Raw genomic sequence first — 12202 nt, 5'->3', positions numbered from 1 at the left:
AAAAATTGGGATTTAATTATTCCTTTGTTTCTTTATCAATATTTGTGCCATCTGATGCAGATTCAGAATCTTGAACAGAAATATTTTCGTCTTCCATTCCATTTTCATCAATATCATCTTCGTCATGCATTACTTTGGCTACTGCTGCAATTGAATCTTTACCTTTTAAATTAATCAGACGAACACCTTGTGTTGCACGCCCCATAACGCGTAAATCTTCAACAGATAATCGAATAGCAATACCCGATTTATTGATAATCATAAGATCATCCAAGTCGGTTACATTTTTGATTGCAACCAGGTTTCCTGTTTTTTCGGTAACAGAGATCGTTTTCACTCCCTTACCACCACGATTGGTAATCCTATAGTCTTCTAGTTTAGAACGCTTTCCGTAACCATTTTCAGAAACAACCAAAATATTGCTTTCCATATCATTTACGGCAACCATTCCTATTACTTCATCATTGTCATTAGCTAAACGTATTCCTCTAACTCCAGATGCGCCACGACCCATAGGTCTCGTTTTTTCTTCTTCAAAACGAATTGCTTTTCCTGATTTAACAGCTAACATAACCTGACTTTTCCCGTCTGTTAATTTAGCTTCTAGAAGTTCATCGTTATCTTTTATCGTGATCGCATTAATACCATTTGTTCTTGGTCTAGAATACTGCTCTAAAGATGTCTTTTTGACTTGCCCTTTTTTGGTTGCCATTATGACATAATGAGAATTAATGTATTCTTCGTCTTTAAGATCCTGAGTACAGATAAAAGCTTTTACCTTATCATCATTACTGATATTAATAAGGTTTTGGATAGCTCTACCTTTAGAAGTTTTACTTCCTTCCGGAATTTCATATACCCGCATCCAGAAACATTTACCCTTTTGTGTAAAGAACAACATATATTGATGATTTGTCCCTACAAATAAATGCTCAAGAAAATCTTCATTACGAGTGGTACTTCCTTTTTGACCTACTCCACCTCTATTTTGTTTCTTATATTCGGTAAGCGAAGTTCTTTTAATATAACCAGCGTGAGAAATCGTTATTACAACTTTCTCGTCAGGGATCATATCTTCGATACTTAAATCTCCTCCAGCATATTCGATTTGAGAACGTCTGTCATCACCATACTTATCTTTAACCTCGATAAGTTCTTCTTTGATGATATCCATTCTTCGTTCTTTCTTATCCAAGATATCTTTAAGATCTTCGATAGTCTTCATTAGTTCTTCATACTCGGCACGAAGTTTATCTTGTTCCAGACCTGTAAGCTGTCGTAAACGCATCTCTACGATTGCTTTAGCCTGTATCTCAGAAAGTTTAAAACGTTTTATGAGCTTTTCGCGTGCTTCATCTGCATTTGCAGAAGCACGAATTAATGCTATTACTTCATCTATATTATCTGAAGCAATAATTAATCCTTCAAGTATATGCGCTCTTTCTTCGGCTTTTTTAAGTTCAAATTTTGTACGACGCACAACAACTTCGTGTCTGTGCTCTACAAAATGATGAATCATTTCTTTTACATTCAACAATTGCGGTCTTCCATTAACCAATGCAATATTATTTACACTAAAAGAAGACTGTAAAGCTGTATATTTATATAAAAGATTAAGTACAATATTTGGTATTGCATCACGCTTTAGAACATACACAATACGCATTCCTTTTCTATCCGATTCATCGCGAATAGTAGAAATACCGTCGATCTTTTTATCATTAACCAGATCAGCGGTCTTTTTAATCATATCCGCCTTATTGACCTGATAAGGAATTTCAGTAACAATAATGCATTCACGGCCATTTACCTCTTCAAAAGTGGCTTTACCTCGCATTACTATTCTTCCTCTTCCTGTTTTAAAAGCTTCTTTTACTCCATCATATCCATAAATGATACCACCCGTAGGAAAATCAGGTGCTTTGATATGTGTAATGAGCTCATCAATCTCTATATCAGTATTATCAATATAGGCAATTGTACCGTCAACAACTTCACTTAAGTTGTGCGGTGGCATATTAGTTGCCATACCCACTGCAATCCCCGAAGCTCCATTAATTAATAATCCTGGTACTCTTGTAGGAAGAACTGTTGGCTCTTGTAATGTATCGTCAAAATTAAAGGTATGATCTACAGTATCTTTTTCGATATCGGCAAGCATATCTTCTGATATCTTACGCATTCTTGCTTCTGTATATCGCATTGCTGCCGGGCTATCCCCATCTACAGAACCAAAGTTACCTTGACCATCAACTAACATATATCTTAAACTCCACTCTTGGGCCATACGAACCATTGTATCGTATACTGAAGTATCACCATGTGGGTGATATTTACCAAGAACTTCTCCAACGATTCTAGCCGATTTCTTATGGGCACTACTAGCTCTAACACCGAGCTCATACATACCATACAAAACACGTCTATGCACAGGTTTAAGACCATCCCTAACATCTGGAAGAGCACGAGATACAATAACTGACATCGAATAATCGATGTATGCCGATTTCATCTCATCTTCTATATTGATAGGTATAAGTTTTTCTCCTTCTGTCATAAAAAACTTTTTTCTAAAATTGAATTAATAAACGCGCTAATTTAAGTAATTTAAGACGGTTTTAACGCTTAATAAGCTATGTAATATACGTAATTTATTAACAAAAATAATATAGCTAATGGTTAATAAGTCTATATGTATAGGTTTTGATTATTAAAGCTTTTTTTGTCTATTTACCCATAGTAAAGGTAAAATACACCCATTTTGTCAGTAAATTTGTAGTACTATTTATATAAAATTCTCATTTATATGACATTATATTGCGTTACTGTCAGATATTTGTTAATGATCACGTAAAAGGAATAGTTTTTGCCTTACTATCCTAAAAAATTACTATTTTAGTTAAAAAGAAAGAGATTAACCTTATGGATGATAATTTTTCACCTAGAGTAAAAGATGTTATTGCATATAGTAAAGAAGAAGCTCTTAGATTGGGGCATGATTTTATAGGCACAGAGCACCTTATGCTAGGTTTATTAAGAGACGGTAGCGGAAAGGCAATTAACATCCTTGATGCATTAGATATAGACTTGACAAACCTAAGAAGGAAAGTCGAAATTCTTAGTCCAGCGAACCCAGATGTAGCCATTGTATCAAATGAGAAAAAAAATCTGCATTTAACCAGACAGGCAGAAAGAGCTCTAAAAACTACTTTCCTTGAAGCAAAGTTGTTTCAAAGCTCATCAATCAATACTGCACATCTGCTTTTGTGTATCTTAAGAAATGAAAATGACCCAACTACTAAACTTTTAAATCGTTTAAAAGTAGATTATGATAACGTTAAAGACCAATTTAAATATATGATTGCTAACGACGAAGAATATATGGACAACCCAAAAGCAGAATCTTTCTCTGAAGACGATGATGATTTAAGTGGAGATTCTTCAAAAGAAAATCCTTTTAACTCTCCTACCGGAGGAAGCAAAGCTGGAAAAAAATCTAAAACTCCTGTCTTAGATAATTTTGGGCGAGATTTAACTGCAATGGCAGAAGAAGGAAAATTAGACCCCGTAGTCGGTAGGTCTAAAGAAATAGAACGCGTATCTCAAATTCTAAGCAGACGTAAGAAAAATAACCCTTTGCTTATAGGTGAACCTGGAGTTGGTAAATCTGCTATAGCGGAAGGACTTGCATTACGAATAGTAAAACGAAAAGTTTCTCGAATTTTATTTGACAAACGGGTTGTTACACTCGACTTAGCCAGTTTAGTTGCTGGTACCAAATACCGTGGACAATTTGAAGAGCGCATGAAGGCTGTGATGAATGAGCTTGAAAAGAATGACGACATTATCCTTTTCATAGATGAGATTCACACTATTGTTGGTGCCGGTGGTGCCACCGGAAGTCTAGATGCCTCAAACATGTTCAAACCTGCACTTGCCAGAGGAGAAATACAATGTATTGGTGCTACGACACTAGATGAATATAGACAGTATATTGAAAAAGATGGAGCTTTAGAAAGACGTTTCCAAAAAGTAATTGTAGAGCCTACAAATATTGAAGAAACTATCGAAATCCTTAATAATATTAAGGAAAAGTATGAAGAGCATCACAATGTTAGTTATACCGACGATGCAATAGAAGCTTGTGTAAAATTAACGAATAGGTATATGACCGACCGCTTTTTACCAGACAAGGCAATTGATGCCCTGGATGAAGCAGGTTCTAGAGTTCATATAACTAATATTGATGTTCCAAAAAAGGTTCTTGATTTAGAAAAGAAACTAGAAGAAGTACGAGAGCTTAAAAACAGTGTCGTTAAAAAGCAAAAGTATGAAGAGGCAGCCAAACTTAGAGACGATGAAAAAAATCTTGAAAAAGAGCTTAGTGTAGCACAAGAACAATGGGAAAAAGAATCTAAACTGCACAAAGAAACTGTTGATGAAGAAAATGTTGCAGATGTAGTTTCAATGATGACAGGTATCCCTGTAAATCGTATAGCACAAACCGAAAGTAATAAGCTTGCAGAATTACCTAACCTAATTATGGGTAAAGTGATTGGTCAGGAAGAAGCAGTTACCAAAGTGGTTAAGGCCATACAACGTAATCGTGCTGGTTTAAAAGACCCAAACAAACCCATTGGCTCCTTTATCTTTCTTGGACAAACAGGTGTAGGTAAAACACAGTTAGCCAAAGTACTGGCCAAAGAGCTTTTTGATAGCGAAGATGCCCTTATTCGAATTGATATGAGCGAATACATGGAAAAATTTGCCGTCTCAAGACTTATAGGTGCACCTCCGGGATATGTAGGCTACGAAGAAGGTGGTCAGCTTACAGAAAAAGTACGAAGAAAACCATATGCCGTTGTTCTTTTAGATGAAATAGAAAAAGCTCATCCAGATGTGTTTAACATGATGCTTCAGGTGCTGGATGATGGATACCTTACCGATAGTTTAGGTAGAAAAATAGACTTTAGAAATGCCATCATTATCATGACTTCTAATATCGGAGCACGAAAATTAAAAGATTTCGGTCAAGGTGTAGGTTTTGGTACTACAGCCAAAAAAACTCAGGCAGAAAGCTACGCAAAAGGAGTTATAGAAAATGCACTAAAAAAAGCATTTGCACCCGAATTCTTAAATAGAGTTGATGATGTTGTAGTATTTAATGCTCTTGAAAGAGAAGATATACATAAGATTATTGATATCGAACTTGATAAACTATATGGAAGAATTAAAGGTCTGGGATATGATCTTACCTTAAGTGAAAAGGCTAAAGATTATATTACCGAAAAAGGATTTGACAAACAGTATGGTGCAAGACCTTTAAAAAGAGCTATTCAAAAATATATAGAAGATGCCCTTGCCGAAGAGATTATTAATGCACAACTTCAAGAAGGAGATAGCATATATATGGACATTGATGATAATTCTGGAGAGTTAACGATAAATATCAAAAAACCCGAAAAATCAGCAGAATCATAATTGTTTTACAAAATAGTTAATTACAAAAATTGCCTTTAGTACTACTAAAGGCAATTTTTATTACTAAATACTGCTTGTAGCACAACATTTAACTTTTGTTCATTTTTCTAATTAATAAATTAAACATAATTTTGTAGTTACTAATAAACTTTATTGATGAAGTACAATTTTCTTAGTACTTTGTTGCTTAAAGCGCATGAATTCAATGTTGTTGCTAATGCGAATGATAAGATAGCTAAATGGCTATTTAAAAGAATATTACACAAACGACTCTTATTAGTTTATATATCAAATCGTATACGTTTTATTAAATTTCATATTACAAGGAGATAATATTAATAGACTAGAATTATCAATAAGCAGAGAACGATAAATATTTTAACAAAGAACACATTATCTCATAACTAATACATAAACCAAATTTAAGACCACTAAATGATTGCATCATACAATTTAGGCTTTTGCCAAATGGATATATTCGAAAATTATGTAATCAATGTAATGAATGAAGGAATTACAGTTATTCCAGAATACAATAATGTATTTGTCGAAATCGCAAACAAGCATTTCAAGCATAAAGCGTTTGTCTATATTACACACAGAATTCATTCATATTCTGTAGACCCAACTATATACATTGAAACTGCTAAGATCAAAAATTTAGTAGGCTTCGCTGTTGTATCTAATACTTCTCTTCAAAAAATGCAAACCAAAATAGAAAAGACATTTTTCGGAAAAGAATTTAGACAATTTGATACTATGGAGGAAGCTTTGGAATGGAAGGATGAAATCATTAAAAAACACTCCTTATCGTGTAAATAACCCATTTGAAATATGTAAAAAAAGTATGGCTATTATATTAAATTCATCTGTATTTATTGTAACTTAATAACTTATACTCTGACGCCTATTTATTACCAATGATTAAGTTCTATAATTTAGATTTTTGTACAGCCGAACTATACAATGATTATGCTATTGTAGTAATGAAGCAAGGCGTAACGGTATCTCCAAAATACATAGGTACATTTCTAAAAATCGTTAATAAACATTATAAGAATAAGCCCTTTGTATATATTTCTCATAGAATCAACTCTTATTCTGTTAATCCCGCCACTCATTTACAATCCAGCAAAGTACCCAGTTTGATTGGTGTTGCCGTGGTATCTGATGATCCTTTACAAAAAATACAAACTAAAGTTGAAAAACCATTTTTTGAAAAAGAATTCAAACACTTTAACACAATTGAAGAAGCCTTAAAATGGAAGGATCAAATCATTAAAAAATATATAGATTAACAACTCTAAATCCGAGCATAATACAGACGTAAATTGAAATATCGTATTTTTTTCATACCTTTTAGTTAGAAAAGTAAGGGATTTTTACCTTTTCCTAATTAAAAACGGAACTATATTTTTTAAAAAATTACATGATTACATCTTACAATTTTGACTACTGTCTTGCAGAAATTTATGAAGACCATATACGTGTGTATATAAATGAAGGAGTTACTGTGGTACCAGAACATATTTCTGAATTGAATTTTGTCACAAAGAAACATTTCGAAAATAAATTCTTTGTATACCTGGCAGTTCGTATCAACTCTTACACTATTGACCCCATGATATATGTTGAAAGTAATAAAATCCCGAACTTACTTGGAATTGCTATTGTTTCTAATGATCCAAAGCAAAGAAGTCAAGCTAAAATAGAAAAAGTGTTTACAAACAAAAAGCTCCAGCAATTTGACACTCTTGAAGAAGCATTAGATTGGAAAGATGAGATTATAAAAAAACGCAAGGATGGAATAACAACAAAAGATCAATAAAAAAATGGAGAGGATACCTCTCCATTTTTTATTCCGTTTATTATATAGAAATAAGCAGTAACTTATTTGGCAATATTAACCGCTCTTGTTTCTCTAATTACAGTTACTTTTACCTGGCCTGGATACGTCATATCGGTTTGAATTTTTTGTGAGATTTCAAAAGATAAACTTGCTGCTCTTTCATCATTCACTTTTTCACTTTCAACAATCACACGTAATTCTCTACCGGCCTGTATAGCATATGCCTTCTTAACACCATCAAAAGCAAAAGCAATCTCTTCCAGATCCTTTAATCTTTGAATATAAGAATCCAAAACTTGTCTTCTTGCTCCAGGTCTAGCTCCACTAATTGCATCACACACCTGAATGATAGGAGATATCAACGAAGTCATTTCTACTTCATCATGATGGGCACCAATAGCGTTGCACACCTCTGGTTTTTCACCATATTTTTCAGCCCATTGCATTCCAAGAATGGCATGAGGAACTTCGGTTTCAGTATCTGGAACTTTTCCAATATCATGAAGCAAACCAGCTCTTTTAGCAAGCTTTGGGTTTAATCCTAATTCTGCTGCCATAACACCACATAATTTTGCAACTTCTCTAGAGTGTTGCAACAAATTCTGACCATAAGAAGATCTGTACTTCATTCTTCCGACGGTTTTGATTAATTCTGGGTGCAATCCATGAATTCCTAAATCAATCACAGTACGCTTTCCAACCTCTATAATTTCTTCGTCAATTTGTTTTCTTGTTTTCTTAACAATCTCCTCGATTCGAGCAGGGTGTATTCTTCCGTCGGTTACAAGTTTATGAAGAGACAATCTTGCAACTTCTCTTCTAACAGAATCAAAACAAGAAAGAATTATAGCTTCTGGTGTATCGTCGACTATGATCTCTACTCCTGTTGCCGCTTCAATTGCTCTAATATTTCTTCCTTCACGACCAATGATTCTTCCTTTTACATCATCACTTTCGATATTAAATACAGAAACACAGTTTTCTATAGCTTCTTCAGTACCTATTCTTTGTATGGTATTAATAACAACCTTCTTAGCCTCTTGTTTAGCTGTTAATTTTGCTTCTTCAATAGTATCTTGAATAAGTGCCATCGAGTCGGTCTTAGCCTGCTCCTTCAAAGATTCTACTAATTGTTCTTTTGCTTCTTCTGCCGATAATCCTGAAATTACTTCTAACTGCTGAACCTGGCTTTTATGAAGCTTTTTAAGCTCGCTCTGTTTCTTTTCGAGATATTCATTGCGATGATCATAATTTTTGATCTTCTCTTCCAGCTCTGTATTCAGTTTTTTACTTTTAGACAATTCATTAGAAACCTGAGACTCTTTATCTCGTGTTCTTTTTTCAGCTTCAGCTATTTTCTTATCTCTAGACAGTATAACCTTTTCGTGTTCAGATTTTAATTCAATAAATTTTTCTTTTGCCTGAAGTATTTTATCTTTTTTGATGGTTTCTCCTTCACTTTTTGCATCTCTGAGAATGCTATCTGAAGTTTTCTTTGCGTCTTTAATAATCTCTGATGCTTTACTGCGTTCCAGCATTTTAGCAATAATAAATCCTATTACTAACCCCACTACTGAAGCGCCGACCAGATATATAATGTTATCCATAATCGTTGTTAATGTTTATATATAAAAAAAGCCTGCACTAGCAAAGGTTCTGTATAAACTCTGTAAAAACAGGTTTAGGGCTAACAAATTGATCAAGAATCTGCTCATAATGGCAGCGCGCTTTTACAACTTAAACTCACCCTTTTTAATTAATTCTTGTTGAGTTTATCAAAATAACAACTAGTGCAGGCAGTAACCTTATTTATTTTAATGAACGTTATGATAAATGGTCAAGTAGTAATTCATTTAATGTATGCAATCTGCTTTCTACATTAACCATATCATCATTTTTATCTATAGTTTTTTGTTCGACCTGTGCCGCAAATTGTAAAGCACACATTGCTAGTACATCTTGCTTATCTCTTACCGCATAACTTTGCTCAAATTGCTTAATCATTGCATCTATCTTTTTTGCTGCTTTACGCAAACCTTCTTCTTGATCAGGATAGATCGTTAAAGGATATACTCTATCTGCAATTGATAGTTTAATTTTGAGCTTTTCTGCCATATTTTACTTATTCAGAGAGTTGTGCTATACACATATCAATTTCTCTTATTAAAGCGTTTATTTTGAGCTTGGTCTCCCTTTTATGTTCGTCACTGCCAAGCATTGCGTTTGCATTTTTGAGTGCACTGAATTTTTCTTCCCAGTGCTTTAATTGATCTGCTTGAAGGTCTGAATTAGACTCTAATTCCTTGATTTTATCTTTTAGGTTAGCGTTTTGTTGTTTCACCAATTCATACTTATGAAGCAACTTACTTATTCTATTTTCAAGAGAATCAACAATTTCAATTAAATCACTCATTAATTAATTTTACACAATACTTCGTTACACAAAGTTAACATACCAATTGAAAAAACCCAATAGTTTTTAAACTAATTTTAATGCCACTTATTATTCTTGTTTTCTCTTTGATATTTCTTCTACTTTGGCCAAAGATGAGGCTATTATTTGATGCATATCATAGTATCTATACTCTGCTAATCTACCTCCGAAAATAACATTTTTCGACTTTAATGATTCTTCTTTATATTGCTTGAACACCTTTTGATTATCATCATTATTTATTGGATAATATGCTTCCTTTCCTCTATCCCAATTTTCTGGATACTCTCTAGTAATAATCGTTTTTTCTTGTTTTCCAAACTCAAAATGCTTGTGTTCAATAATTCGCGTATATGAATATTGAGCATCATTATAGTTTACTACAGCATTCCCCTGATAATTTTCAATATCGTGTACTTCATTCTCGAATCGTAAAGACCTATATTCTAATTGCCCAAACTTATAGCCGAAAAACTCATCAATTTTTCCGGTATACACGATCTTATTTGCAAGAGATTCTAGATGTTGTCTGTCTTCAAAAAAATCTATACTCGTTTTTGTTTCAATCCCTTTTAGTAACCCATCAATAATAACATTATACCCTCCTATTGGGATACCTTGGTATATATCATTGAAATAATTATTATTATAAGTAAATCGAACAGGGAGTCTTTTGATAATAAAAGCTGGGAGTTCTGTCGCCTTTTTACCCCATTGTTTTTCTGTATATTCTTTTATAAAAGTTTCATAAATGTCTTTACCAACCAATGACAAAGCCTGTTCTTCGAGATTATTTGGTGATTTAACGCCATACTTTGCAATCTGTTCGTTTATTTTTTGTTTTGCTTCTTCGGGAGTTTTTGTCCCCCATAATTGATAAAAAGTATTCATATTAAAAGGTAAGTTATACAAGTTACCTTTTGATAACGATAATGGAGAGTTTATATAGTTATTAAATGTTGCAAACTGGTTTACATAATCCCATATCTTTTTATCATTAGTATGAAAAATATGAGCCCCATATTTATGGACATTTATTCCTTCTTTTTCTTCACAATATACATTACCTCCCAAATGATTACGCTTATCTATTACCAGACATTTCTTATTTCGCTTCGTCATTTCATGAGCAAAAACACTCCCAAATAATCCTGCACCAACAATTAAATAATCATATTTTTTTTCTATCACTTTTCTCTCTTTTGTTTAAATATACTATTCTAAAACTAACATCGTCAAAACTAATGCTTTTTAATCTATTTAATTTTCTATAATCCTACTTAAAAAAATTCTATTTCAATTATCTTATTAAGATTTTGTATAAAAAAATAAAATGTATGTATCTTTCCTTCCATAAATTTATTTAAACAGATCCAAAAATTAATATTAAATGAAAGGATATTATATTTCCAGAAATTACAAATCTCTTTTTAATGCCGCAGGAAAAGCCAAAACTGATTGCGAAAATATTTTATCAGAAATGGGCTTTAAAAATTTAGGGTTTAAACAATCTTCAATCCCTAGTTCTGCTAAAGGCACTATAAAAAACTTTTTTGGAATTAGCCTTGCTCTATTACGTTTACCAATCAAAAGTACACTTTGTACACAATATCCCTTAAATAAATTTAGAAAGTATGTTCTTTTTGGTGCAAAATTAAAAAGATGTCGAGTGATTACTATTGTCCATGATGTTCGATTCTTAAAAGGGCGCACCAGTAGCGCCGAAAAAGAACTAAAAAAAATAATTTCTTCTGATGCGATTATTGTACATAACGAAGCTATGAAGAAGTGGTTTCTTGATCAAGGTGTACAAATACCAGTCATTGTATTAGGAATTTTTGACTATCTATCAAACCAGGGACTACCTGAGCAAAACAACACTAATACTGGCAAAAAACCATTCGAGGTTGTGTATGCTGGTGGTTTTGGCGAAGGAAAAAACTCGTATATGTATGACCTTGACACATTAGAAAAAAATAATTTCAAGATGAACCTTTATGGTCTTGGTTTTGATTATGAAAAACTTAAGGTCCCAAAAGAAAACTCAATATTAGATTATAAAGGTGGATTCCCTTCTGATGTGGTAGCCTACAAAATAGAAGGATCTTTTGGCCTCGTGTGGGATGGCACCTCTACCGAAGAATGTAGCGGACAATATGGTCAATATTTGAAATACAACAACCCACACAAAACATCACTATATATTTTATGTGGTTTACCGGTTATTGTTTGGGATAAAGCTGCAATAGGTAGTTTTATACTTGAAAATGGTATAGGTATTGCGGTATCAAACCTAAAAGATCTAAGCGACACTCTTGAAAACTTATCTCAAGAAGAATATTTAGAAATGAAAAAAAATGTAAACGAGGTTAGAAAAAAAATAATCTCTGGAGGACACTTAAGCGATGCAATACATCAGGCAATGCAAAACATATAGC

General features: G+C 33.1%; 10 protein-coding genes and 1 other RNA gene. 5 read left to right on the top strand and 6 right to left on the bottom strand.

The window, feature by feature from the left end; genetic code table 11:
* Nucleotides 1-16 precede the first annotated feature (16 nt).
* On the bottom strand, nucleotides 17-2557 hold the full coding sequence (gene gyrA / locus JJQ60_RS20695) for a DNA gyrase subunit A (protein ID WP_201924434.1): 2541 nt from the start codon (nucleotides 2555-2557) through the stop codon (nucleotides 17-19).
* Nucleotides 2558-2922: 365 nt separating this feature from the next.
* Here gyrA and JJQ60_RS20690 point away from each other — a divergent pair, with 365 nt between their 5' ends.
* The 4 genes from JJQ60_RS20690 to JJQ60_RS20675 all read left to right on the top strand — a co-directional run bounded on the left by JJQ60_RS20690 (nucleotide 2923) and on the right by JJQ60_RS20675 (nucleotide 7309).
* The gene (locus JJQ60_RS20690; protein ID WP_201924433.1) at nucleotides 2923-5481 is read left to right on the top strand and encodes an ATP-dependent Clp protease ATP-binding subunit; all 2559 of its coding nucleotides are present in this window, start codon (nucleotides 2923-2925) and stop codon (nucleotides 5479-5481) included.
* A gap of 468 nt (nucleotides 5482-5949) precedes the next feature.
* Nucleotides 5950-6303 (top strand): hypothetical protein, encoded by a 354-nt coding sequence (locus JJQ60_RS20685; RefSeq protein WP_236669188.1) that lies wholly within the window; start codon nucleotides 5950-5952, stop codon nucleotides 6301-6303.
* A gap of 98 nt (nucleotides 6304-6401) precedes the next feature.
* Nucleotides 6402-6779 (top strand): SpoIIAA family protein, encoded by a 378-nt coding sequence (locus JJQ60_RS20680; protein ID WP_201924431.1) that lies wholly within the window; start codon nucleotides 6402-6404, stop codon nucleotides 6777-6779.
* 131 nt (nucleotides 6780-6910) lie between these two features.
* Nucleotides 6911-7309: a hypothetical protein gene (locus JJQ60_RS20675; RefSeq protein WP_201924430.1), complete on the top strand. Its 399-nt coding sequence runs from the start codon at nucleotides 6911-6913 to the stop codon at nucleotides 7307-7309.
* A gap of 62 nt (nucleotides 7310-7371) precedes the next feature.
* Here the strand turns inward: JJQ60_RS20675 and rny are convergent, their stop codons facing one another.
* The 5 genes from rny to glf all read right to left on the bottom strand — a co-directional run bounded on the left by rny (nucleotide 7372) and on the right by glf (nucleotide 10952).
* Nucleotides 7372-8937 carry a ribonuclease Y gene (rny, locus tag JJQ60_RS20670; RefSeq protein WP_201924429.1) on the bottom strand — a complete coding sequence of 522 codons (1566 nt, stop codon included), beginning with the start codon at nucleotides 8935-8937 and terminating at the stop codon, nucleotides 7372-7374.
* A gap of 55 nt (nucleotides 8938-8992) precedes the next feature.
* Nucleotides 8993-9102, bottom strand: a non-coding RNA gene (ssrS, locus tag JJQ60_RS20665) — 6S RNA.
* Between the two features lie 52 nt (nucleotides 9103-9154).
* Nucleotides 9155-9445 carry a cell division protein ZapA gene (locus JJQ60_RS20660; RefSeq protein WP_201924428.1) on the bottom strand — a complete coding sequence of 97 codons (291 nt, stop codon included), beginning with the start codon at nucleotides 9443-9445 and terminating at the stop codon, nucleotides 9155-9157.
* A gap of 7 nt (nucleotides 9446-9452) precedes the next feature.
* Nucleotides 9453-9743 carry a hypothetical protein gene (locus tag JJQ60_RS20655; RefSeq protein WP_201924427.1) on the bottom strand — a complete coding sequence of 97 codons (291 nt, stop codon included), beginning with the start codon at nucleotides 9741-9743 and terminating at the stop codon, nucleotides 9453-9455.
* 90 nt (nucleotides 9744-9833) lie between these two features.
* Nucleotides 9834-10952, bottom strand: coding sequence for a UDP-galactopyranose mutase (glf, locus tag JJQ60_RS20650; RefSeq protein WP_201924480.1), 1119 nt, complete (start codon nucleotides 10950-10952; stop codon nucleotides 9834-9836).
* 202 nt (nucleotides 10953-11154) lie between these two features.
* Here glf and JJQ60_RS20645 point away from each other — a divergent pair, with 202 nt between their 5' ends.
* The gene (locus JJQ60_RS20645; RefSeq protein ID WP_201924426.1) at nucleotides 11155-12201 is read left to right on the top strand and encodes a beta-1,6-galactofuranosyltransferase; all 1047 of its coding nucleotides are present in this window, start codon (nucleotides 11155-11157) and stop codon (nucleotides 12199-12201) included.
* The last annotated feature ends 1 nt before the right edge of the window (nucleotide 12202 follow it).

The organism is Aquimarina mytili (genome assembly GCF_016735115.1).
GTDB classification, from domain to species: Bacteria; Bacteroidota; Bacteroidia; order Flavobacteriales; family Flavobacteriaceae; genus Aquimarina; species Aquimarina mytili.
The sequence above is the reverse complement of the archived record's forward strand: the minus strand, read 5'-3'. Positions and strand labels throughout refer to the sequence as shown.